Below are 22,241 nucleotides of genomic sequence, written 5' to 3' on the forward strand. Positions count from 1 at the left end.
CTATACTACTTAAATGACATTAGATAATGTAAAAAAACTTAATATTCCTACAAATCCTGGCTGTTATCAGTATTATAATAAAGCAGGGGATTTGATTTATATTGGCAAGGCAGTTAATTTGCGTAGCCGTGTTTTGTCGTATTGGCGTGAAGGCACAGCCCATACGCCGGCCAAAGCTAAAATGGTTAAAGACATCGCTAAGATTATGTGGATTGAAGTTGATAGTGAAATTGAAGCTCTGTTGTTAGAGGCGAATTTAATTAAAAAACATCAGCCGTTTTATAATGTTGATTTACGCGACGATAAAAGATTTTTTTATGTAAATATTTCTTTAGAAGATGAAATTCCCGGCGTCTTTCTCAGTCGAAAAATCAACAAGTCTGGTCGCTATTTTGGACCTTTTGTTAGCTCACAAGCTTTAAAAGAAACCTTAAAAGCGGTTAGAAAAATTTGGCCATATTGCACGATGAGAAAAATTCAGAAAAAACCATGTTTCTATTATCAGATCGGTCGCTGCCTTGGACCTTGCGGAAATAAAGTTACAATCAAGGAATATAATGAAAAAGTTATTAAGCCTTTGATTTTATTTTTTGAAAATAAGAAAACCAAAGTTGTTAAGGATTTGGAGAAAGAAAAGAAACAACTTGAAAAATTGGGCAAGCTTGAAGAAGCCGGAGTTATTGCTTATCGTTTAGAGCAAATGAAACGCGTATTAGAAAACACACGAGTTTTAGGTGTTAGTGAAAAATACGCCAACGACGTAATTGAGTTAGCAAAAATTTTAGATTTACCAAAAATTCCAAAAAGAATTGAAGGTTATGATATTTCTAATACTTTTGGTAAGAGTGCGGTTGGCTCAATGGTAGTATTTGATAATGGCGAAGCTGATAAAAATGAATATCGTAAATTTAAAATCACTGGTAAGTATTCAGTTGATCGTAAAAAAGGGGACGTGCAAATGCTGAGTGAAATTATGGAACGTCGACTTAATAATGATTGGCCATTGCCTGATTTGATAATTATTGATGGTGGCAAACAGCAACTTAATGCTGCTGGTAAAATTTTAAAAAAAGCCAAAGTAAATATAACTTACATTGGCATAACTAAAGGTGAAGGTTTAAGAAGTTCTGGAGCGCCAGATAAGATTTTTTTTCCAGGGGAAGCTAAACCATTACAGCTACCGTTGGCGTCGCCGGCCTTACATTTAATTAAAAGAGTGCGCGACGAATCTCACCGTTTTGCGATTACATATCATCGAAAATTAAGGTCTAAAAAGTTCTTGGCCTAGATTAAGTCATTGTGCTATAATCGTATAACGCTAGAAATTTTATAATTTTTAAATTTTATAGTTTTTAGTTAATTTTCAAATTATTAATTTTTAATTAGGAGGGTTATGAATTATAATTTAGAGTCCAGAACATCACGTTTTGGCGAAATTGTCATTGATTTTTGCAAATCAATAAAACCGGGATTAATTAGTGATCCTATTGTTAGACAACTTGTCAGGTCAAGTACTAGTGTGGGCGCTAACTATATGGAGGCTAATCAAGCGAGCTCACGACGAGATTTTTCTAATAAAATACGAATTTGTCAGAAAGAAGCCAACGAAACAAAACATTGGCTAAAAATGGTTTCAGTAATCAATGATGATTATAAAAACACTTGTTTGTATTTATATAAAGAGGCTCATGAATTGACTTTAATATTTGCAGCTATCTCAAGAAGTCTAAATAAAAAATTTAATATTAAAAATTAATTATAAAATTAAAAACTATAAAATTATAAAATTAAACATATGTCTAAACATTTCACAAAAGATACATTTGCTACTGAAGTCATTGAAGCTTCAAAAACACAGCCAGTTTTAGTTGATTTCTTTGCGCCTTGGTGTGGGCCTTGTCAGGCTCAAGGCCCAATTGTTGATGAATTAGCAACTGACATGGAAGGCAAGGCCGTAGTTGGAAAAGTTAATACTGATGAAGAAATGGATATTGCTCGTCAATTTGGTATTATGAGTATTCCAACAATTATTGTGTTCCGTAATGGTGAGCCAGCTGAGCGTTTTGTTGGTGTGCAAGAGAAGAAAGATTTAGCTGACATTTTGAGCAAGTAATAGTTTTTAAAATCTATGAATAAAGAGGAGGGGAGACGCTACTTAGTAGCAGCTACATTAATTATTATTGTAGCTGCCTTGGTAGCGTTTTGGTTTTTGTATAAACCAAGAAATTATTTAGAACTTAGTACTTTGGACGTTGGTCAAGGTGATGCTATTTTAATTGAAACAGTTAATGATAAAACAATTTTGGTTGACGGCGGAGCTGGTAAAAAAGTAGTACGTCGTATAAGCGAAGAATTGCCTTTTTGGCAAAGAAAGCTTGATCTAGTTGTTTTAACTCATCCGCATGACGATCATTTTGGTGGCTTGATTGAAGTTTTTAAACGTTATCAAGTTAGTAATTTATTAATCACTGGCATTGAAACTTCAGACTCTGGCTATAAAGAATTTATGTCAGTTGTTGAGAATTCTGACGCAAAGGTTTCGATTTATAATGGTATAGATAAATTTACGATTGATAATTTAGATATTGCATCGCTTTATCCGCGTAGTAATGTTGCTAATAAAAAATATTCTAATGCGAATAACTCTTCAATTGTTTTAAAATTGTCTTACGCTGACATGGACTTTTTATTAATGGGTGATGCGGAAAAGCCAGTAGAAGAGGAGTTACTCGTCAATGAGAAAAACAATTTGAACGCCGAGGTTATAAAATTAGGTCATCACGGCGCCGATACCAGTTCTACCGAAGAATTTCTTAAAAGTGTTAAACCAACTTTAGCGTTAATTTCGGTTGGTAAAGATAATTCTTATGGTCATCCTTCGCCCTTGATTATGAAAAGATTAGAACGTTTAGGAATTAAAAGTTATTTAACCGAAGATTCAGGAACGATTCATCTTGAAACAGATGGCCATTGGCTTAAAAGTGATCAGGCTTGCCTAATTGGTGATTGCCCGCTATAATCTTCGTATTAACAATTTTATTATATTTTATGTCCTATCCTCACCCAAAAACAGAAAAAACTTTTGTCATTGTAAAGCCAGACGGCGTGCAACGTTCTTTGATTGGCGAAGTTATAAAGCGCTTAGAAAGAACTGGTTTAAAGATTGTGGCCTTGAAGATGACTGTGCCAACTGAAGAACAGTGCTGGGCGCATTATGACAAAGATGAAGCTTGGTATTTGAAAAAAGGTGAAGGTATGGTTAAGGAATTAGAAAGCCGCGGTATTAAAGCTGATAAGGAAGCAATTGAATACGGCAAAGACATTGTTCGCCAATTGGTTTATTTCATGACTTCTGGTCCAGTCGTTGCTATGGTACTTGAAGGCAATCAGGCAGCCAGTATTGTTAAAAAAATCGTTGGCTTGACTGAACCAATGACTTCAGATATCGGTACAATTCGCGGCGACTTAACCGTTGACTCTTATGCCTTAGCTGGGATTGACCAGCGCGCTGTGCGTAACTTGGTCCATTGCTCTGATAAGCCAGAAGAGGCTATGCGCGAGATTGCTATTTGGTTCTCAGAGTCAGAAATCATCAAATATCGCTTGGTTCAGGAGGCTATTTTATACGATGTTAACCTTGACGGAACAAAAGAATAGCTTGCCCAGTTTTTAATTTATGATATAATTAGTAGGTGAGCGTTCTTGATCTGATGCTCACACGGGAAAACATAAAACCATCCTGACATCTTGTCAGGGTGGTTTTTGTTTAGCTAAATATTTTGCTATACTATAGTTGCTTGGCAGTTCTTTTTCTTTTCCTAGCCTCATTAATCCTGCTATAAGTTTTGGATCAAACTATCTAACGTTGGCCAGCTTTTTCTGATAACGGTGTTCCGTTATCAGAGAGCGCTAAGGATTAAATGAACTTGAGGTTGGCTAGCTGGTCTTTTCTGGCCTCGTCGACTTTAAGTTCTTTTCCATGATTAAGTTCATGGCAAAATCCTACTGTTTTTTATGCCAATGCTTAGAGCGGGCGCTTGATGGGGCTAGGAAGAGAGAAAGCTTATTGTTTGATGTTTATTTATGTCTTTTTTTAAAACTATTTTTAGTCGTCAGTTTTTATTAACGCTAGTACTAATTTTTTTATTAGTTTTGTTTGCTGTGCCACTGACTAAAAATTGGCGCCAAAAAAGATCAATTGATAAAGAAGTTAAAGACATGCAACAACAAGTCGCTGACCTTGAACATAAAAACAGTAGCTTAAAACAAGTTTTAGATTATATGCAATCAGATCAGTTTGTTGAAAAGGAAGCTAGAACAAAACTTAACTATAAAAAAACAGGGGAGGAAGTAGCTATAATTGAAAGTCGTGATGGAACAAGCCCGACGGTTTCGCCAAGTGATTCAGTGTTTGATTTACCAGAAGAACCAAAAGCACCAGGCTCGCCTAAGCTGCTGGGTAACTTTTCTAAATGGCTAGATTATTTTTTTAAAAAGTAATTTTTTTGTATGATAAAAGCCATCCTTTGATGGCTTTTATTTTTAATTAATAGTTTTATGACTATTATCTTTTTTGAAAATGCTTTCTTCGAATAAGAGATTGAGCAACTCAAGCGGGTATTTAGGAAAATTTTCCCTTGCGTTGGCAATTACATAGTCTCTTGTGTAATTGCTTTCTAAATCGTTAATGTGGTTTCTGACAACGCTAATGCCTTCATTCACTTCAGCTATTGGCTCTTCGGTTAACCCAGAGTTATAAATTTCGAAACATAGATAATCATATTCTTCTTCGCAAATTAGATTTTGCTCTCTGTATTCGTTGATTATTTCTATGCCCTCGCACATATTATAGAATATCTTGCCAGGGTAACCTTCTGCTGAAATTACCGTACCTACTACAGCGTCATTTTCGTCGTTTCTGATGAGTTTTAGAAAAGCGGCCGAACTAATTAATTTTGAATGTTCCACTCTGTCCTCCGTTTTTTTGTTTTAAATTCTTTGAGCCGACCACGGGAATTGAACCCATAACCTATGGTTTACGATACCATTGCTCTACCAGTTGAGCTAGGTCGGCAAATACTTGAGCGGGTAACGGGAATCGAACTCGTGCCTCAACCTTGGGAAGGTCGTGTACTGCCACTATACTATGCCCGCATTATTGAAGATTTATCTAATCTTAGCTAGGAATTAAGAATTATCCTTATTTGTGCTATAATTATATTGTCATATAATCATTTTCGTCAACTTTAGTTGACTTTTATTTTGCCAAGATGAAAAAAATATTAGTTAGTTTAATATTAGTATCTCTTACAGCGGCGACTTCGCCGATTATTTGGGCACAAGATGTAATTTCCAGCGGTGACATAAGCTATAGCTTTGAAGCCAGTATTGGTTCCAGCAGCTTAAGTCAGGACTTATCATTTTCAGCTTTTGAAAATCATTTACAAATTGGTATACCTGCCGGCCGCTTAACGGCGCCGACGATTGTTAGTTTAAGAACTGTCAATGAAGTGGCGGTTCCGCCAAGCGGCTTAAATCAAGCTGGCTATATTTATCAAGTCGATATACCAGCGGCTAATTTTAGTCAGGGTTCTTATTATCTTAGTTTAAGAAGTTCTGGTTCTAATTTTTCCAAGCAGGTTTATTTTTTTGATACTAATAAAAACGCCTGGCAGAAATTGCCAAGCAATGAGAATTTTATAAAAGGTACAGTCAATACTACTTTGACTATGCCTTTTGCTCGTTTAGCTATTTTTGAAAATCCTAAAATTTTAGTTAAAGGTTCGGCAAGTTGGTATCGTTTTAAGAATGGTTTGTTTGCGGCGTCGCCCGACTTTCCTAAAGGCACCAAGTTAAGAGTTATTAACTTGGATAATAAAAAATCAGTTGATGTCATTATTAATGATTACGGACCAGATAGAAGTAAGCTACCAAATCGCGTAGTGGATTTAGACGCTGTAGCTTTTGCAAAATTAGCGCCAACTTCTCAGGGCATGATGAATAATATTGCGGTAGAAGAATTGCCGGCTAATACAGTCATTACTCCAGTCAAAGAAAAAACAGATGATACAGTGTCAGCTGTTTCGGCTCTAGCTTTTAATAGCGCTGATAAAAAGATTTTATGGAGTAAAGAACCAAATAAAGTTGTTTCCATGGCTAGTTTAACCAAGCTGATCGCTGTTAAGGTTTTTCTAGATACAAAGCCAGATTTAAAGAAAGTCGTGGCTTATTCCGTGAAAGATGAGCAGCTAAATAATCTTTATGTGCCAGCTAGTCAATCGGCTCGTCTTAAATTAAAGGATGGGGATAAAGTCACAATTAAAGATTTGGTAGCTTCATCACTTATTGGTTCAACTAATAATACTGTTGAATCTTTAGTTAGAGTTTCTGGTGTAAAACGTGAAACTTTTATTGCACGTATGAATGCGAAGCTCAAAGCTTGGGGTGCTACTAAAACTTCGGTTGTAGAACCAACTGGTTTGTCACAAAAAAATGTTACGACCGCACGCGATTATGCTATAATAGCAAGAGAGGCTTTTAGTGATGCAACTATTTCTTCACTAACTGTTAAACAGTCTTATACCGTGACGACGTTTAATAGTAAAATTAAGCACAGTTTTAAAAATACTAATCTTTTGGCGCGCGAAGCTGACTCAGATTTATTAGGTTCAAAGACTGGATATTTAGATGAAGCGGGCTATTGTTTAGCAACTAAGTGGCCAAGTGATAAAAATAAAAATATTATTGTTGTCGTGTTTGGTGCTCCAACACGCCAGGCCAGTGTTGACGATACTAAAACCTTGTTAGCCCTAGCCAATAAAACTTTGAAATAAGATGATAACTCTAGAGAATGTTTCAAAAATTTATAATCCGAATATTAAGGCGCTTGATCGCGTTTCGCTTGATATAAAACCAGGCGAATTTGTTTCGCTCGTGGGTCAGTCTGGTACTGGTAAAACAACTTTAGTACGTTGTCTGATTGGCGAAGAAAAACCAACCGAAGGAAAAATAAAAATAGGTGATTGGGAAATTACTAAGATTGGTAAATCAGAAGTGCCATATTTACGCCGTCAGGTAGCAGTTATTTTTCAGGATTTCAAATTGTTACCAAAAAGAACTTTGTTTGAAAATGTTGCTTTTGCACTTGAGGTAGCTGGTAAGTCAAACAAAAAAATTAAGTCCATTGTGCCGCAAGTGATGAAGATTGTTGGCTTAGGCGGTAAAATGCATCGCTATCCTAACGAAGTTTCAGGCGGAGAACAGCAACGCGCAGCCATTGCTCGTGCTTTAGTGTATCAGCCTAAAGTTTTGTTAGCTGATGAGCCAACTGGAAACCTTGATTCTATTAATGCTCAAGAAATTATTGAATTACTACGTAAGATTAATGAATTTGGTACTACGGTCGTTTTGGTCACGCACAATAAAGATGTAGTTAATCGTTTAAAACGCCGCGTTATTACATTGCATGATGGCCGAGTCATTTCTGATCAGGCTGTTGGTAAATACGTTATCTAATATGTTTATTTCTTTATATCGTTCACTAAAGTTCAGCGTTACAGATATTTTCCGAAATATTTGGTTATCAGTTGTAACTATTATCATTTTGATTTTGGCGCTTTTCTCAGTGAACTTGTTATTAGTGGTACAGGTAATTAGTCGCGCCGCGATTGATACTGTGCGCGATAGAATAGACGTAAGCCTATACTTAAAGCCAGACGCAGCTGAAAGCGATATCTTATCTTTACGCGCCAATATTAGTGGATTAGATAATGTTCGTGAAGTAGTTTATGTTTCTAAGCAGCAAGCTTTGGAAGATTTTCAAGCTAAGCAAAAAAACAATCCTGACATTTTAGAAGCGCTTCGTGAGTTAGATGCTAACCCTTTGTCGCCAAGTTTAATTATTCGACCAAAAGATGTTGGACACTATGATAGCTTGATTGCGGGTTTAAATAAGATTTCTAGCCCAATCATTGAAAGCCGAAATTTTGACGATCATAAATTGATGCTTGATAAAATAAACCTTATTACTGACAAAGTTAGTCAGGCTGGTTTTTTTGTTACAATATTATTTGTCTTTATTACTTTGTTAGTGCTGTATAATACTATTAGAGTGGCGATTTATACTCACCGCGCTGAGATCGGTATTATGCGCCTTGTCGGTGGTTCAGATTGGTTTATTAGATCACCATTTATTATTTCCAGCGTCATTTATAGTTTAGTCGGTATGATTCTGACTACGGTAATATTTTACTTCTTCTTGTCATTATTGCAGCCATATTTAGAGACTTTCTTCATGAACTATAATTTTAATATTATCAATTATTTCAAAGACAACTTCTGGCAGTTTTTCTTGCTTGAATTAATTGGTGCTTCGTTAGTAAACATTGTAGCTAGTTTGGTGGCCGTAAGGAAATATTCTAATATTTAGTTTATGTTGACTTTGCGTCAGGAAAAATTAATTCGAACACTCGCAACAACTAAGGGCCGCTCTGAATCGGGCCTTTGTTTAGTTGAAGGAGAAAAGAATTTGGCGGAAGCTAAAGATTTTTTGGAATATACTTTTACGCCCAAAGATACAATTAAGTTTAATCAGTTGGTAAGTACGGTCACGCCACAGTCAATTGCTGGCGTGGCACGTATTCCAAAATGGGAGAAGGAAGATATTTTAAGTCGCCCAACGATTGTAGTTTTAGATGGTGTGCAAGATCCCGGGAATATTGGAACTATATTAAGACTCGCTTTAGGTTTTAATGCTTCATTAGTTTTAGTTGAATCAGCTGATCCGGCAAACCAAAAGGTGGTTCGTGCTTCGGCAGGCGCTTTTTTCAAAACGCCTTGGTTAGAGATTGAGCGTGACCAGGCTTTAGCTTTTATTAAATCATTGAAGCGTGAAGTCTATTTATTAGAAAATAATAAAAAGACGACTATTGTTTGTTCGGAAAAGAATCTAAAGAAATTGCCAAAGGAAATCATTATCGTGGCTGGCTCAGAAGGTCAGGGGATTAAGTTACCGCTTAAGGGCAGCTCTTTAGAGATTGCGCATGATAAAAACTTGGAGTCTTTGAACGTTGCCGCGGCCTTAGCAATTATTCTGGGCCTCAGATACTCCATTCTTTAGGGCTAGCCACGGTAATTAAAGACAACAAAATATCGATTTAATGAGACGAGCTATATAATAGCTTGTCTTTTATAATTGACAAAAATGTTACAAAATATTTTGATATTTTCTTAATTTTAGCCAAAATAGTGCGTTCATAACTTCTGCCTCTTGACAAGATAATATATATGTGCTATACTATAATCATAGTGAAAGTTCTTTACATCTCCTTTAAGACTTACGGATAAAGACTTATATAAGCTTTATCTAAAGACATATAGATCTTTATCCGTAAATCAATAAAATAAAGGAAAACACAATGAAGAACTCAAAAACAATCGTAATTCTTTCAGTAATTTTTGCAGTAGTAACCTCTTTAACAATCGTGAGTTGTTCGAATATCTTCTCAGAAGAAAGCAAAAAAGATCAGGTTACAACAACTAAGTCAATCCTTGACTACGTAAAATCTTCAAAAGTAACTGCTTACGATCAAAAAGAAGTTAAATTCACTGATAATGTTAGCAAAGTAACTGTTATTGACGGTTCCACGGTTCCTCCAATAGTAATAAAAAACGTTACTCTGGACGAAAACAGAACAATCTCAATGAGAGTTATAAATCAGTCTGTTATACTTTATGACGCTTCTGGAAATGAAATAATTTCTTCGGAAGTACCATTATACATAGCAGCAAAATAAGCAATAAAAGCAAAACAATCCGTTTCATACAGGCAACTTGAATAAATAAGTTGCCTGTCTTTCGTTTTATGGGGTATTTTCTACTTCAATTATCGAGCAGAAGAGAAGAAAATAGATTGATAATATTGACAAAATTTAGCTAAAATAGTTTAATATTTTATTTAATATTAGCCTAAATATAGCATTTATGGCTTTTGCCTCTTGACAAGATAATACATATGTGCTATACTATAGACATAGTAAAAGTTCTTTGAAAGACAAAAGTTTATATTAAGAACCTACCAGTCTCGGCTTAGAGCAGGAGGCAGCTAGATTCTTAATATAAACTTAAATTTAATTGAAGAATGAAAAACTTAATCTTAACATTAGCAGTAGTAGCAGTATTATTTACCAGTTTCACAAGCACATTCGCACAGCCAATTGCTTCAAATTATGAAATTGAACCAATAGGTAAAAGCGTAGCAGTTGTAGAAAAATATACTATCTGCAATGAAATGTTCAAAGATCAATCGGTTGAAGTAAAAATTTTAGTGGTAGACGGACAAACGGTATACTCACTTGAAATTTCTACAAGCAATCCGAAATATTCTAAGGTAATAAAGAGTGTTGAATTTTCTTTCTACAAAAATGACAAGAAAATAACCAAAACTTTTAATTCAAATACCTTCTCTCAAAAAGATCTTAACAACTTCCGTGAATATAACGGAATGAAGAATTCACTTAAACTTTCAATCAATGTCACAACAGACAATAACTGGAAAGTTTTCGGATTTGAATTCGGAAGACCTTTTGATGAGTTAAAATAAAGAAACAAGATTGTCGAAGCTAGGTGTTTATATCAAATGATATGAACACCTTTTTTCTTTTTTAAAACAAAAACCCCGCACCATAATGGCGCGGGGTTTTAATTGTCTTGGTAAAATTACCAGCGACGATCGCGAGATTCGCGTTGTGGCCTTTCAGCCATTGGACGAGCTTCTGAAACATTGATAGCACGACCTTCCATGTCAGTGCCATTCAACATTGAGATAGCCTTTTGGGCTTCCTCTTCAGTTGCCATCTCGACGAAACCAAATCCTTTTGAGCGACCTGTAGCCCGATCCATAATAATGGTAGCAGACTCAACGGTACCAGCTTGTTCAAAATGAGCCTTTAGAGCTTCATTTGTGCAAGAGAAAGGAACTCCGCCGACAAATAATTTCTTAGCCATAGCTTTGAATTATTCTTAATGATAAAGGTTGTAAGGCGACCTTCGTCATGTTTATTCTCAAGAAAGCCTATGGCCTGATGGGAACGCGCAAGAACGCTTGAACTTGAACGAGACACTTACAAACGTTAGTAAACGTACATTATTTTATTTAGCTTGTCAAATTGTTTTCCAGGTTTTTTGCGACCTGTTCCCAGTTGATAATATTCCAAAAAGCGGCAATATAATCAGCCCGTTTATTCTGATAATTAAGGTAATAAGCATGCTCCCAAACATCTAGATTCATAATTGGCCATAGACCCTGACTCAAAGGACTGTCTTGGTTGGGCAAGCTTATAATACTTAGTTTGTTGCTAGAGTCAGCTACTAGCCAGGTCCAGCCAGAGCCAAAGTGATTTAGAGCGCTAGCTGAGAATTGCTCCTTAAAAGCATCAAACGAAATAAAGCTTTTTTCTATTGCTTCCATTAATGAGCCTTCTGGTAGAGCGCCATTGTTTACTCTTAGAATCTGCCAGAAGAAAGCATGGTTTAGGAAGCCGCCGCCGTTATTACGTACAGCAGTTCTAATGTCTTCAGGCACGGCAGAAAGATCTTTTAATAAATCCTCAGCTGTCTTATCGAAAAGTTCCTCGTGCTTTTCTAAAGCAGCGTTAAACTTATCAGTGTAAGCCTGGTGATGCTTAGTATGGTGTATTTCCATAGTACGAGCATCAATGAACGGTTCAAGAGCATTATAGGCATAGCCTAGCTCTGGTAGTGTATGTTTTGTCATATAGTTAAATTTTATAATTTTTAATTTTGTAATTTTATAATTAATGCTTAAATTTTGAATTTTTAAAATTAAGACATTAAAAATTAACTAAAAATTAAAAACTACAAAATTATAAAATTCTTAAGGTTATAAGATTATATCATGAATAAGTGATTTGACCAAGGGTAATAAATCGTTTATTCTCAAGTTATGAATAAGTTAGTAAAAGCGACAAAAAAATCAAACAGTAAACGCGTTATCGTTGGTTTATCTGGCGGCGTTGATTCATCTGTGGCGGCAGCTTTGTTGATTAAACAAGGCTATGAAGTCATTGGAGTTTTTATGCGTAATTGGAGCGAGGACGTGGGCGATTTCTCCTGCTCTTGGACTGAAGACTTAGAAGATGCGCGTCGCGTCGCCCAACTTTTAGGTATTAGATTTTATGTCTGGAATTTTGAAAAAGAATATAAGCAAGAGGTGATTGGGTATTTTTTCAAAGAGTACCAGGCTGGTAGAACGCCTAATCCTGACGTGATGTGTAATCGTGAAATTAAATTCAAATTATTTTTAGAAAAAGCTTTGCGTTTCGGCGCCGATTACGTTGCCACAGGACACTACGCCCGTATTATTGAAAAAAATAAACACTATGAATTGCATCGCGGCAAAGATCCGAATAAAGATCAAAGTTATTTTTTGTGCACTCTAGGTCAGGATCAATTAAAGCATGCGCTTTTTCCGATTGGAGATTATCTTAAGCCAGCCATTAGAAAACTAGCTAAGCAATATGGTTTATTAACTTTTGATAAACCAGATTCTCAAGGCATTTGTTTTATTGGTGAAATTGATGTTAAAGATTTACTAAAAAGAAATGTGAAAATGAAACCAGGTAAAGTTTTCGATGAATCAGGTAAGTTGTTAGGTACTCACGACGGTTTACCTTTATATACGATTGGGCAGCGCGGCGGTTTAGAAATTGGTGGCAATGGACCTTATTATGTTATTTCTAAAGACGAAAAGAAAAATTCAATTTTAGTAAGTAATAATCCAAACGATCCATTGTTATGGCGCAAAGAATGCCTTGTTAATGAATTAACTTGGACCAGGCCTGATATAAATATTGGAGCTGACTCCACCTACGCTAAAGCTTCGGTGGACAAGAAATTAGAAGTCGCGATTCGCTATCGTCATCCGGCAGAGCTAGCTAAAGTTAAAATTATTAACAAGGATAAACTTAGTTTAGATTTTATTAAAGCCCAGCGCGCTATAACTCCAGGCCAGTTAGCCGTATTTTACAAGGGGACTGAGTTATTGGGTTCAGGGGTAATAGACAAAGTTTTATGAGACAAGAAATTGAAGTAAAAGCTAAAGTTAATGATTTAGAAATCTTAAAGCAGAAATTGGTTGCTTTAGGCTGTGTTTTGTCAGAGCCATTAATTCAAAATGATATTACTTTTGTAAATCATGATGAATCTTATGATAAACTTTTACCTGGCGAAAATATTTTACGAATCAGAAAAAGTAATGACAAAATATTATTTACTGTTAAGCAGTCATTGAGCAATGAGCTAGCTTGTTTTGAGAGAGAAGTAGAAATTAATAGTGCAGAAGAAATGAAGGAAGCTATATTATTAATGGGTTATCATGAAGTCGTGAGGATTAATAAGCAGCGCATTAGAACCGATTACAATGGTTATGAGATTTGTTTAGATGAAGTTGAGAATCTTGGATCATTTATTGAAATTGAAAAACTAACTGAAGGTGAAGATGAAAGTTTGGTGCAAGCGGAATTGAATAAGCTTTTACTAGTCTGGGGCGTAAATGAATCAGATTTTGTGACTCATGGTTATGATACTTTGATATATTTGGCGCAAAATAGTAATAATTAAGTATTGACAATATAGGTAAATGGTGATATTGTATGCCATTAAGGTCTTTAATAAATAGAGTTTTTCAAAAAACATAAAAAATATAAGGAGCAGATAATGATCCGGTATTACAAATTTTCAGAGCTGCTAGCAGCGCTACAAGAAAATGGTTTGCTAACCATAAAAAATGCATTTTTAAAAGGTTCTAATCTTAGAAAAGGCGCCAAGCCCTTTGAAGGAAACTTTTTGATTGTAAGTGACACAAAAAAATCCAAGAAATATTTTCTTAGTTTGAATGTAACAAATGATGAGCTTGAAAAAAGCAACAACTACGCTAACATCCTAGGAGAATCTAATTATGCTTGGGCAATCTCGTTGGTTAATTTAATAACGCTGAAAAAGACAAAATTATTTGTCTGGTGTGAAGGAGTCGTAGAATATGAAGATTATTCAGTCAAATTTACTCAAGGTCCTGGAGAAATAAATTTAGCAATGCCTGAGCAAATTATCCCTGTAATAAAAAGTAATATCAGTAAGAGAGAATCAGATCAACCCGCTCGTTATACGTTTGATGAATTTGATTTTATTTTTAACTCAAGCGGAGAAGAAGGAGATTGTATGATCTTTGACTTAGAAATGTTAAAGAAATTTTATCATTTAATCTGATTATAACAAGTCGCAACAAAGCCCACTATGATTTATTCATGAGTGGGTTTTATATTTGACAAAACCCTAATAATCATGTATAGTGCGCATAACTCCAAAACCGAAGCGGGAGTATAAAAATAGGCGTAGGTCGAACTTTTACATATTAATAAATGGATATAAGAAAACCAAATCAACTCACAAATTTAAGAGTTGCGGTGATGCCTTGGAATGGAATCACTGTAGGGAATGCAGCTATTGTTAATCAAACAGTGGCTGAATCGGAAGATTTTACTTCAATTGTAATAAGAAAAATGGAAGTAGAAATAGGCGATAAAGAGATTTTAACACGTGAGATTCCAGGAATATCTGAAGACAAAGTAAATTCTTTAGATGAAGACGGGGTCGTGCGTGTTGGTCAAGAAGTTAATTACGGAGATGTTATTGTTGGCAAGGTTGTAGAGCAAACAGCGAATACTCCGGATGAAATATTGTTGCGACAAATTTTTGGTAGCAAATCAAAAAATACTTCAGAGTACATGACTCTACGTGATAAAGGAATTGTTGTCGACGTAAAAAAGATTGACAATTTGATATTAGTATTTATTGCAATCAAGCGTCGGTTAAAAATCGGTGATATTTTAGAAGATAATAAAGGCAATGAAGTTGTTGTTGCCGGTATTGTCCCTAATGGTGAATTACCGAAGGAAAAGTTTAGTGATAATAGGGTTGATATGGTAATTACTCCATCAGCAACTACACCGTTGTTAAATCAAGCGAGCGATCAAACTACTGTACTTTCTGTTGTATATTCTCTGGAGAATCCAGGTTTTATTTTATTGGCGCCGCCAAAGAAAACTAGGAAGTCAAAAAGATGGGAGTATAAAGGCGAAGAGGCTTTGGTCGGAAATCTTCCGTTTGTAAAAATAGACAATTTGTCTGAGGATAAATTTGCTGCCGTTGGGATGGTTGATTGTCGCTTTTTAAGGAATAGACAATTAACTGATGGCGTTAGCATTTCCGAGGATTTATTAACAACTTTAATTGATAATAATTGTTCAGCGATTGCTAATGAACTTTTAACAGTTAAAGCTGACTCTATCAAAGCTTATCCAAAAATGTATGCAAGTATAATTGAGGATAAGCCACAGGGAATAGTTGATGTACCTAGCTCTCTTAAAGCTTTTGAGGCGGTATATAATGCTCTTGGTTTTACTCTTTCTATTGTTTCTGCATCTGGTAGTAAAACAGAATTAGCATTTTTCGATAACAGCAAACAAGACCCTTGGAAAAGGATTGAGCTTAATTATGTTGGTATGGATAAAATTGCAGAAAGATCCCGTGCAGAAGTAGTTAACCATGAAACTATTAGTGCTCAAACTCTTGAGCCAATCAAAAATGGTATATTCTCTGAAAATATTTTCGGACCAAGGGTAAACCATAAGTGCGCTTGCGGTAAATATTCAGGTAAACGCTATGAAGGCAAAATCTGTAACAGATGCGGTGTTGAAGTTACAGTTTCATCCGTTAGGTATGAACGTTTTGGACATATTACTTTGGCGGTGCCTTTAATACATCCTTTGTTCGAAGAAGAATGTGAGGCATATAATGAGTTATTAGACTTTCGTAACGATGGCATGGACAATATATTCTTAACACCAAAAACGACAGGCAGAGAGCTTCTGAAAAAAATTAGTGAATATGGTCTTAATCAGACAGCGATCACCTATGCCGTTCCTATTTTACCAGCAGGCCTGCGTCCAATCGTCAGATATAGTAATGGTAATTTCGCAAGTAGTGATTTAAATGATTTGTATAGAAGTCTGATTATTAGAAACAATAGAATTAAAAGGCTGCAAGAAATAGGCGCTCCGACGATGATTCTGCAGAATGAAATAATGATGCTGCAATCTGCTTTGAATGCATTAGTAAAAAATTTCACTGTAAAGTCTAAAAATGGGGAAAGGCTTAAAAGTCTGATATCTCATCTTTACTTATTTAGTAAAGACATCTTCAATAAACGGACAGCATATTCAGGAAGAGCTATTGCTGTGCCCGATCCAAGTCTTAAAGAAGATGTTTGTTCTATGCCGGCTACTATGGCAAGCAAACTATTTGAGCCGCAAATTATTCATGCTTTGACTTCAGCTAAATCAGACTTAGAAACTTATGAACAAAGTGATGATGATCCGGATATAATAAAAACGGTTCATAGAGCTAGGAAAGAAATTTCTCAGCAAACTCCATTGGCTGTTAAGAGAACTTCTGAGGCTTTGACCGAGGCACTGGTTGTAATATATTCAGCTAGTCAGAAAAAAGTCGCTGCTTTAAAGGTAGTACTCAATAAAGATGAGGTTATTCGTTTACATCCTTCTCTTATGGAAAGATTAGGCATTAACTTAGACAAGAAAAACCGAAAAGTATCGGTTTTTGCTCCGTTTCTGCCCGCCTCAATTGAAAACGCTAAAAAGCTTATGAAAAGCAAAGTGTCGGTTGAGAAAAAATGTAAATTCAGTTCCTCATTTTACATATCAGAAATAGATCTGACTTACATTGCTCGAGTCCGCAAGTGTGGTGTCAGTCTTATGTCTAACTTTGACAAGCTTGTTCTTTAGAAATAGTTTATAAAACTAAACCCATCTTTGAAATTTCAAAGATGGGTTTTTTAATATATTTATAGATATTTAGCCTATCTCAAACTTGTTTTGCAGCAGCTGGTAAGCAAATTCTGGCCATTTGACAGTGAATGTTTGTGAGGGGTATTATTTAATAGCTATATATCTATATTAATAAGAATAACCATATGTTTGAGTTTTTAAAAACAAAGAGCCACGAGGAGAAAATATCAGATAAGAGTAAAAACTTCGAAGAAAAGGAATTAGAGGGACAGAAGAAGAAATATGCTGATCATTTAGATAAGGATAGGAAGGAGTATGCTCAACACGTTGCCGAGAGAGAAAAAAACCCACTTTTTGACGTTGTGACTGCTGATGATATAGTTCAAAATGATGCCGAAGTAGAAGATAGAGCCAGAGATTTGCTTAATGCGGGCGAAATGAGTGAAAAAGATTTTGATGCATTAATAAATAACTCAATGGCCTTAACTACAGAAAGGGCTGATGGGAAACCTTTAGATGGAGGATTTGTTGGGGCACCACAAGGATACCCTATGTACATAGACAAGATAGAGGGCGAGATAGAAGGGAAACAAGTGCTTGCTAAAAGATTGCGAGTGAAAATGGAGCCTTCTGAATATAAAGCTATTGTTAATGGCGAAAAATTATCTGATAGAGATGCCGAGATTATTTTTAATAGATATAATAAAATACTTGAGTTGAGAGATGATAACTTATACAAGTTAGAAGACGAAGCGATTGAAGGAGAGCGTGATGCTTTATTGGAGAAAGAGAAGCGCGAAAGAAATAATTAAAAATTTTAAAGCCCACTCTGATTTATTCATAAGCGGGCTTCTAAGATATATTTATAGTTCAAGCTTTTTTTCTCTAATTTTTTCCGCCATCTTCGCTAATTTTTCATTATGAAAAAACCTGCGTCATAATTAACGCAGGTTTTTATTCCAACTTTAGTTTTTAAATACGGGAACAAATTGATGTCCCTGTATTTCGTAATCTTTCATAAAGTATATTGTGCAATGTCCTAAATCTCCACCAAGGAAGTTGAGGCCATGCGGCACTATGATTCTAATAGCACTAGATCCACGCAGAGGTTTGAGCAGGCTAAAATCCTTAATGGCTACGTAGAAATAGTCAGTTTGAAGAATTGAATAATTATAATAATGAGTTTGTTTGCCGCCTTTTTTAAAAAAGCCATCAAGCCACGCATCATAGTCTTTTGCTGTTGCTTTTCTTAGATAATAAAAGACGCCTTTGCCGCTCTCTATTTCTCTTTTTATGCCTCTTATTTTTCTTCGTTCTTTTCTTAAACGATCTAGCTGTTGGGCTTTCCCCTTGTAATATGATTGATCTTTTTTATCCATGACTAAGTTATTTTGATTTTATAAAAAGAACATATTAATAAAAGAACATACCATTACAGCATGCTCTTGTCAATGAGTTTGTTAGTTATCCTATAAAGCAGAGGATTCTATTTCCTTTATAATTTTTTCCGCCATTTCAGCTAATTCTTCTTCAGATGCGCCTTTTTCTCGGTTAGGATCCATTTCATTCATTTCATTGATTGGAATTAAGTGAACATGAACATGGTCGACACCAAAACCTTCAACCGACAAACCTATTCGCTTTGCGTTGGTGGCTATTTGCAAAGGCTTAGCTAGCCATTTGGCAATCATTAAAACTTCTTTATAATCTTCATCAGACATGTCAAAAATATAGCCGGTTTCTTTTTTTGGTACAACTAGAAGGTGACCTGGGTTAATGGGCTTGATATTAAGAAAGGCTATGTGTGTTTCATTTTCCCAGACAATGTGCGCTGGTACTTCACGGTTAATAATTTTAGTAAAGATTGAGGACATATGATTATTTTTATTTACCCCTTCCCGCCTCAGCCCGTCTTAACGGCGGACTTCGGCACCCTTCCCCTTTTTTCTTTAAAGAAAAAAGGGGAAGGGACGGGGTAGGGGTTATTTGTAATTTTTTACTATCTTTTCCACGTCTTTAACATTCTCTGTCTGCATTAATTTGATTCGTAATTCTTTTGAACCATCAAAACCACTGGCATAAGCTTTGTAATGTTTGCGCATGATATGAAATGGCTTGTCTTCTCCTAAGAGTTTATCAAATAGTTTGGTATGCTCTAACATGACTTTTAATTTTTTCTTAACCGTAATTTTGTTCAAATTAGTTTTAGTGTTAAATAGCCAGGGATTACCAAAAATAGCACGACCAACCATTATGCCGTCGCAACCAGTTAAGTCAGCTTTATTTTGTGCATCTTCCAAATCTTTTACATCACCATTGCCAATAATTAGAACACCAGTACCTTTGGCTATATCAACGGCTTGTTTAATCGCTTGCCAGTTGGCTGGAACTTTTGACATTTCTTTTCTGGTGCGGCAATGAATAATTATTGCGGCTGGTCTTTCTTCTAATAAAATTGGTAACCAATTTATTAAATCATTTTTAGTGTCACCTAATCTTGTCTTAACTGAGATTGGAAGTTTAGGCGCGCCTTTCTTAGCGGCTCTGATTAATTCTTGAGCTAAGATAGGTTGTTTCATTAAAGCTGCGCCCGCGCCTTGTTTAACGACATTTTTATCAGGGCAGCCCATGTTTATATCAAGACCGTCAAAACCAAGCTTCTGAATTAGCTTGGCAGCTTCAAACATTTTTTCAGGATCAGCCGTAAAAATTTGAGCTACGATCGGATGTTCGGTTGTACTATATTTTAAATCAATTAAAAGATTATCTCGTCCTTTAGAGCTTAAACCATTAGCCGAGACAAACTCAGTATAAATAACGTCAGGTTTGCCATATTTGGCGATTAGACGGCGAAAAGCTGCGTCAGTGACATTAGCCATTGGTGCAAGCACAAAGAATGGTTTTGGCAGCTTATTCCAGAAATTCATATGCCTAAAGTATAAGGGTAATGTCTGATATTTTCAAGATTGACATAAGTTGCTCATTTGCTTAAGATTTATACGAATCAAGGTAGCTCTTTCCATAATAGTCATATTATCCTTTCGAGCTATAACGACTTTCTGCGCAATTGCTGTGATAAAATTTCTGTGTATATTTTGCCGGAGAAAATACTTTACATGATTAACAAATTGCGTCTAAGATAGTCTTGATCATATCTCCTGGCGGGTTGTATGCTCTCAACCCGCTAATTATTTCTAAGATTGACAAATTTATCTCATCTGATAAGCTGGAGTCTTAGTAAATGGTTCTTTACATTTCTCACACAACTAGATGGTAGGAAAGTTACATTTGTTTCTTCGGGAGCAATATAATGTAATCAGTAGACTTCGTTGGCCCCAATTTGGGATAAGATATCATTAATTTAGTTGTTAATGATTATCTGTGCACTAGAGACGGTTGCGGATGGCTGATTAATTTAAGCCGTTTAGTAGGCATACTCCTAAGATTAAGCACTGTTGCGGTTTCAGGATGATTTGAGCCTACTAGGAAGGTAAACGTTACATGTCTTTATTGTGTGCTTTCTTGGGTTGTCTGTTTCTTGTAAACAGATGACCCATTTTTTATTTCCAAAAAAATAAGATATACTTAGATAAGCTATAATAATTATGTTTATGATGAATAAAATCCGTGAGAATCTAATGTATTTTGCCCTAAGTATTGCCTTAGTTGGTTCTATTGGTAGTCTTTATTTTAGTGAAATCATGGGCCTGGTGCCTTGTTCGCTTTGTTGGTATCAGAGAATAGCCCTTTATCCGATGATATTTATTTTTGCGATTGGCATCGTTAAACGCCGCGCTGACGCCTGGCTTTACGCCGCACCGCTAATATTTTTGGGTTGGTTAGTTTCAATTTATAATACGCTTTTGGTTTACGGTGTTATTCCAGAAGCAAAATTTGTCTGTTCGGCTGGCGTGTCTTGCGCCAAGGTGACCTGGTCAATGTATGGTTTTATAAATATTCCATTTTTGGCTTTCCTGGCTTTTACTACTTTGGTCGCCATGTACTTTATTAGTCGTAAAAAAATTAACTTATGAAAATTCCTAAAGAATATAAAATATTGGGTGGCATTGCTTTAGCAGCAATCATTTTAGGCTACTTGCTATTTCGTTTTGGCTCATCAAGCCCGAAGGCAACTTCGCCTTTTTCGCAAAGAGCTGATGCTTATGCCTTAGGCGACGCACAAGCCAAAGTAACTTTAACTGAGTTTTCTGATTTTCAATGTCCAGCTTGTCGCGTTGCACAAACTACGGTTAAAAAAATAACCGGCGAGTATCAAGGCAAAGTTAAACTTGTTTTCCGTCATTTTCCACTTGATATTCATCCATCTGCAAAGTTAGCGGCTGAAGCAGCCGAAGCAGCCGGTAAGCAAGGTAAGTTTTGGCAGATGCATGATCTACTATATGATCGCCAAAGCGACTGGGGTGATTTAACAAAAAATTTAACCGAAGGTTCTATTAGAGAGGTTTTTAAAAATTATGCTAAGGAGCTTGGTTTAGATATGACTAAGTTTACTGATGATATTTCAAAGAGTGCTTATGACAGCATTATTATGAAAGACTATAATGACGGTATATCTTTTGGTGTAAACGCCACACCAACCTTTTTCGTAAATGATAAAGTCATAAAATCTCCGAGCTATAACGATATAAAACAGGGGATTGAGGAGGCGTTGAAGTAAATATTTTAAAGTTGCTGCTCGCTTTACTTTTTGTTATATTAGGTTCAGTTTCCCCTCCATTTAATTAGCTGTCTTTTTGCCATGTCTTTGGTAAAAAGGCTTAATAATATGGAGCTTATATGAAGAAAGATTTTACTACTATGGAAATAATGGAATATTTAAAAGATTTTTCCGACAGAATGGATCAACGCTTCTATGAGGTTGATGAATTTTTTAATAAAATTAATCAGCGTTTTGATTATCAAGATGAAAGAATAAACATGATAGAGACTAGTATAGTTACTAAAAATCAGTTTAATAGTTTAGTTGGTGTACTGCAGAGAAACAAAGTTATTTCTGAATTTGAGGCTGCCCATGCTAAATACGAGGGGTTTGGTAGTATGAATTAAAAGAGAAATAGTGGTAGCTTGATTTTTAAAGATGGATAATATAAAATCACAAATTACTTACATTTTGATCTAGCTGTGGATATCTCTCTTTAGTTGTAACAGTTTAAAATAAAATATTAAAAAATAAATACAAAAATATAATATAAAAAGTACTAATATTAAATAAAAATAAATACATTGATATATAGCATTGTTATTTATATTGACAGGCATCATACTAAGGCATAAAATAAAGGTGTTTGATTAGACCTTTATCATAAACCGCCTCCTCACCTTGGTATTGTGCAAGTTTGG

The 22,241-nt window shown here is 35.4% G+C and carries 26 protein-coding genes and 2 tRNA genes; 20 read left to right on the top strand and 8 right to left on the bottom strand.

The genetic code is table 11. The features are described from left to right. Positions 1–13: 13 nt before the first annotated feature. The 6 genes from NTY12_01635 (at position 14) to NTY12_01660 (ending at position 4,500) form a co-directional block, all read left to right on the top strand. Complete coding sequence (locus tag NTY12_01635) at positions 14–1,288, top strand: excinuclease ABC subunit UvrC (GenBank protein ID MCX6792704.1); 1,275 nt, start codon at positions 14–16, stop codon at positions 1,286–1,288. Between the two features lie 105 nt (positions 1,289–1,393). Beyond that, entirely contained in the window at positions 1,394–1,756 is a 363-nt protein-coding gene (locus tag NTY12_01640; protein ID MCX6792705.1) for a four helix bundle protein, read from the top strand. Positions 1,757–1,795: 39 nt separating this feature from the next. Then, positions 1,796–2,113, top strand: coding sequence for a thioredoxin (trxA, locus tag NTY12_01645; GenBank protein ID MCX6792706.1), 318 nt, complete (start codon positions 1,796–1,798; stop codon positions 2,111–2,113). 15 nt (positions 2,114–2,128) lie between these two features. Next, complete coding sequence (locus NTY12_01650) at positions 2,129–3,019, top strand: ComEC/Rec2 family competence protein (protein ID MCX6792707.1); 891 nt, start codon at positions 2,129–2,131, stop codon at positions 3,017–3,019. A gap of 29 nt (positions 3,020–3,048) precedes the next feature. Beyond that, positions 3,049–3,657 carry a nucleoside-diphosphate kinase gene (locus tag NTY12_01655; GenBank protein MCX6792708.1) on the top strand — a complete coding sequence of 203 codons (609 nt, stop codon included), beginning with the start codon at positions 3,049–3,051 and terminating at the stop codon, positions 3,655–3,657. Positions 3,658–4,083: 426 nt separating this feature from the next. After that, positions 4,084–4,500: a septum formation initiator family protein gene (locus tag NTY12_01660; protein ID MCX6792709.1), complete on the top strand. Its 417-nt coding sequence runs from the start codon at positions 4,084–4,086 to the stop codon at positions 4,498–4,500. Between the two features lie 42 nt (positions 4,501–4,542). Here the strand turns inward: NTY12_01660 and NTY12_01665 are convergent, their stop codons facing one another. The 3 genes from NTY12_01665 to NTY12_01675 form a co-directional block, all read right to left on the bottom strand. Next, complete coding sequence (locus NTY12_01665) at positions 4,543–4,968, bottom strand: hypothetical protein (GenBank protein ID MCX6792710.1); 426 nt, start codon at positions 4,966–4,968, stop codon at positions 4,543–4,545. Positions 4,969–5,001: 33 nt separating this feature from the next. Further along, a tRNA-Thr gene (locus NTY12_01670) sits at positions 5,002–5,074 on the bottom strand. A gap of 9 nt (positions 5,075–5,083) precedes the next feature. Next, positions 5,084–5,154 (bottom strand) — tRNA-Gly (locus NTY12_01675). A gap of 116 nt (positions 5,155–5,270) precedes the next feature. Between NTY12_01675 and NTY12_01680 the strand changes: the two genes are divergently transcribed. The 6 genes from NTY12_01680 to NTY12_01705 all read left to right on the top strand — a co-directional run bounded on the left by NTY12_01680 (position 5,271) and on the right by NTY12_01705 (position 10,600). After that, on the top strand, positions 5,271–6,833 hold the full coding sequence (locus NTY12_01680; GenBank protein ID MCX6792711.1) for a serine hydrolase: 1,563 nt from the start codon (positions 5,271–5,273) through the stop codon (positions 6,831–6,833). A gap of 1 nt (position 6,834) precedes the next feature. Beyond that, positions 6,835–7,515, top strand: a complete 681-nt coding sequence (gene ftsE / locus NTY12_01685) for a cell division ATP-binding protein FtsE (protein ID MCX6792712.1) — start codon at positions 6,835–6,837, stop codon at positions 7,513–7,515. A 1-nt stretch (position 7,516) separates the two neighbouring features. Then, positions 7,517–8,428, top strand: coding sequence for a permease-like cell division protein FtsX (locus tag NTY12_01690; GenBank protein ID MCX6792713.1), 912 nt, complete (start codon positions 7,517–7,519; stop codon positions 8,426–8,428). 3 nt (positions 8,429–8,431) lie between these two features. Continuing rightward, positions 8,432–9,118 carry an RNA methyltransferase gene (locus tag NTY12_01695; protein MCX6792714.1) on the top strand — a complete coding sequence of 229 codons (687 nt, stop codon included), beginning with the start codon at positions 8,432–8,434 and terminating at the stop codon, positions 9,116–9,118. A 298-nt stretch (positions 9,119–9,416) separates the two neighbouring features. Continuing rightward, positions 9,417–9,794, top strand: coding sequence for a hypothetical protein (locus NTY12_01700; protein ID MCX6792715.1), 378 nt, complete (start codon positions 9,417–9,419; stop codon positions 9,792–9,794). Positions 9,795–10,138: 344 nt separating this feature from the next. Beyond that, positions 10,139–10,600: a hypothetical protein gene (locus NTY12_01705; GenBank protein MCX6792716.1), complete on the top strand. Its 462-nt coding sequence runs from the start codon at positions 10,139–10,141 to the stop codon at positions 10,598–10,600. Between the two features lie 116 nt (positions 10,601–10,716). Here the strand turns inward: NTY12_01705 and NTY12_01710 are convergent, their stop codons facing one another. Further along, the gene (locus NTY12_01710) at positions 10,717–11,004 is read right to left on the bottom strand and encodes an RNA-binding protein (GenBank protein MCX6792717.1); all 288 of its coding nucleotides are present in this window, start codon (positions 11,002–11,004) and stop codon (positions 10,717–10,719) included. A 148-nt stretch (positions 11,005–11,152) separates the two neighbouring features. After that, positions 11,153–11,773 carry a superoxide dismutase gene (locus NTY12_01715; protein ID MCX6792718.1) on the bottom strand — a complete coding sequence of 207 codons (621 nt, stop codon included), beginning with the start codon at positions 11,771–11,773 and terminating at the stop codon, positions 11,153–11,155. Positions 11,774–11,962: 189 nt separating this feature from the next. Here NTY12_01715 and mnmA point away from each other — a divergent pair, with 189 nt between their 5' ends. The 5 genes from mnmA (at position 11,963) to NTY12_01740 (ending at position 17,692) form a co-directional block, all read left to right on the top strand. After that, positions 11,963–13,093, top strand: a complete 1,131-nt coding sequence (gene mnmA, locus NTY12_01720) for a tRNA 2-thiouridine(34) synthase MnmA (protein MCX6792719.1) — start codon at positions 11,963–11,965, stop codon at positions 13,091–13,093. Beyond that, positions 13,090–13,638: a class IV adenylate cyclase gene (gene cyaB, locus NTY12_01725; GenBank protein MCX6792720.1), complete on the top strand. Its 549-nt coding sequence runs from the start codon at positions 13,090–13,092 to the stop codon at positions 13,636–13,638. Before mnmA ends, cyaB begins: the two co-directional genes overlap by 4 nt. A 96-nt stretch (positions 13,639–13,734) precedes the next feature. Further along, on the top strand, positions 13,735–14,283 hold the full coding sequence (locus tag NTY12_01730) for a hypothetical protein (protein ID MCX6792721.1): 549 nt from the start codon (positions 13,735–13,737) through the stop codon (positions 14,281–14,283). A gap of 152 nt (positions 14,284–14,435) precedes the next feature. Continuing rightward, positions 14,436–16,877, top strand: coding sequence for a hypothetical protein (locus tag NTY12_01735; GenBank protein ID MCX6792722.1), 2,442 nt, complete (start codon positions 14,436–14,438; stop codon positions 16,875–16,877). A gap of 188 nt (positions 16,878–17,065) precedes the next feature. Next, the gene (locus tag NTY12_01740; GenBank protein ID MCX6792723.1) at positions 17,066–17,692 is read left to right on the top strand and encodes a hypothetical protein; all 627 of its coding nucleotides are present in this window, start codon (positions 17,066–17,068) and stop codon (positions 17,690–17,692) included. A gap of 153 nt (positions 17,693–17,845) precedes the next feature. On the opposite strand, the gene NTY12_01745 is transcribed toward NTY12_01740, so the two are convergent. The 3 genes from NTY12_01745 to NTY12_01755 form a co-directional block, all read right to left on the bottom strand. Further along, a complete protein-coding gene (locus NTY12_01745) occupies positions 17,846–18,259 on the bottom strand; it encodes a hypothetical protein (GenBank protein MCX6792724.1) in 414 nt (137 codons plus the stop codon). Between the two features lie 90 nt (positions 18,260–18,349). Then, complete coding sequence (locus NTY12_01750) at positions 18,350–18,754, bottom strand: HIT family protein (GenBank protein MCX6792725.1); 405 nt, start codon at positions 18,752–18,754, stop codon at positions 18,350–18,352. Positions 18,755–18,862: 108 nt separating this feature from the next. Next, positions 18,863–19,807, bottom strand: a complete 945-nt coding sequence (locus tag NTY12_01755; GenBank protein MCX6792726.1) for a tRNA-dihydrouridine synthase — start codon at positions 19,805–19,807, stop codon at positions 18,863–18,865. Between the two features lie 684 nt (positions 19,808–20,491). Here NTY12_01755 and NTY12_01760 point away from each other — a divergent pair. The 3 genes from NTY12_01760 (at position 20,492) to NTY12_01770 (ending at position 21,947) form a co-directional block, all read left to right on the top strand. Continuing rightward, a complete protein-coding gene (locus tag NTY12_01760; protein MCX6792727.1) occupies positions 20,492–20,914 on the top strand; it encodes a disulfide bond formation protein B in 423 nt (140 codons plus the stop codon). Continuing rightward, positions 20,911–21,558: a thioredoxin domain-containing protein gene (locus NTY12_01765; GenBank protein ID MCX6792728.1), complete on the top strand. Its 648-nt coding sequence runs from the start codon at positions 20,911–20,913 to the stop codon at positions 21,556–21,558. Before NTY12_01760 ends, NTY12_01765 begins: the two co-directional genes overlap by 4 nt. 119 nt (positions 21,559–21,677) lie before the next feature. Further along, a complete protein-coding gene (locus tag NTY12_01770) occupies positions 21,678–21,947 on the top strand; it encodes a hypothetical protein (protein MCX6792729.1) in 270 nt (89 codons plus the stop codon). Positions 21,948–22,241 lie beyond the last annotated feature (294 nt).

Source organism: Candidatus Falkowbacteria bacterium, assembly GCA_026396835.1.
Taxonomy (GTDB): domain Bacteria; phylum Patescibacteriota; class Patescibacteriia; order Patescibacteriales; family Patescibacteriaceae; genus Patescibacterium.

Coding starts and splice junctions, on each gene's coding strand:
- ftsE (MCX6792712.1), top strand. CDS start 6,835: ATGATAACTCTAGAGAATGTTTCAAAAATTTATAATCCGAATATTAAG.
- NTY12_01745 (MCX6792724.1), bottom strand. CDS start 18,259: ATGGATAAAAAAGATCAATCATATTACAAGGGGAAAGCCCAACAGCTA.
- NTY12_01735 (MCX6792722.1), top strand. CDS start 14,436: ATGGATATAAGAAAACCAAATCAACTCACAAATTTAAGAGTTGCGGTG.
- NTY12_01755 (MCX6792726.1), bottom strand. CDS start 19,807: ATGAATTTCTGGAATAAGCTGCCAAAACCATTCTTTGTGCTTGCACCA.
- NTY12_01770 (MCX6792729.1), top strand. CDS start 21,678: ATGAAGAAAGATTTTACTACTATGGAAATAATGGAATATTTAAAAGAT.
- NTY12_01710 (MCX6792717.1), bottom strand. CDS start 11,004: ATGGCTAAGAAATTATTTGTCGGCGGAGTTCCTTTCTCTTGCACAAAT.
- NTY12_01750 (MCX6792725.1), bottom strand. CDS start 18,754: ATGTCCTCAATCTTTACTAAAATTATTAACCGTGAAGTACCAGCGCAC.
- NTY12_01700 (MCX6792715.1), top strand. CDS start 9,417: ATGAAGAACTCAAAAACAATCGTAATTCTTTCAGTAATTTTTGCAGTA.
- NTY12_01765 (MCX6792728.1), top strand. CDS start 20,911: ATGAAAATTCCTAAAGAATATAAAATATTGGGTGGCATTGCTTTAGCA.
- NTY12_01740 (MCX6792723.1), top strand. CDS start 17,066: ATGTTTGAGTTTTTAAAAACAAAGAGCCACGAGGAGAAAATATCAGAT.
- NTY12_01680 (MCX6792711.1), top strand. CDS start 5,271: ATGAAAAAAATATTAGTTAGTTTAATATTAGTATCTCTTACAGCGGCG.
- NTY12_01715 (MCX6792718.1), bottom strand. CDS start 11,773: ATGACAAAACATACACTACCAGAGCTAGGCTATGCCTATAATGCTCTT.
- NTY12_01705 (MCX6792716.1), top strand. CDS start 10,139: ATGAAAAACTTAATCTTAACATTAGCAGTAGTAGCAGTATTATTTACC.
- NTY12_01695 (MCX6792714.1), top strand. CDS start 8,432: ATGTTGACTTTGCGTCAGGAAAAATTAATTCGAACACTCGCAACAACT.
- trxA (MCX6792706.1), top strand. CDS start 1,796: ATGTCTAAACATTTCACAAAAGATACATTTGCTACTGAAGTCATTGAA.
- NTY12_01650 (MCX6792707.1), top strand. CDS start 2,129: ATGAATAAAGAGGAGGGGAGACGCTACTTAGTAGCAGCTACATTAATT.
- NTY12_01660 (MCX6792709.1), top strand. CDS start 4,084: ATGTCTTTTTTTAAAACTATTTTTAGTCGTCAGTTTTTATTAACGCTA.
- mnmA (MCX6792719.1), top strand. CDS start 11,963: ATGAATAAGTTAGTAAAAGCGACAAAAAAATCAAACAGTAAACGCGTT.
- NTY12_01640 (MCX6792705.1), top strand. CDS start 1,394: ATGAATTATAATTTAGAGTCCAGAACATCACGTTTTGGCGAAATTGTC.
- NTY12_01655 (MCX6792708.1), top strand. CDS start 3,049: ATGTCCTATCCTCACCCAAAAACAGAAAAAACTTTTGTCATTGTAAAG.
- NTY12_01635 (MCX6792704.1), top strand. CDS start 14: ATGACATTAGATAATGTAAAAAAACTTAATATTCCTACAAATCCTGGC.
- NTY12_01760 (MCX6792727.1), top strand. CDS start 20,492: ATGATGAATAAAATCCGTGAGAATCTAATGTATTTTGCCCTAAGTATT.
- NTY12_01730 (MCX6792721.1), top strand. CDS start 13,735: ATGATCCGGTATTACAAATTTTCAGAGCTGCTAGCAGCGCTACAAGAA.
- NTY12_01690 (MCX6792713.1), top strand. CDS start 7,517: ATGTTTATTTCTTTATATCGTTCACTAAAGTTCAGCGTTACAGATATT.
- cyaB (MCX6792720.1), top strand. CDS start 13,090: ATGAGACAAGAAATTGAAGTAAAAGCTAAAGTTAATGATTTAGAAATC.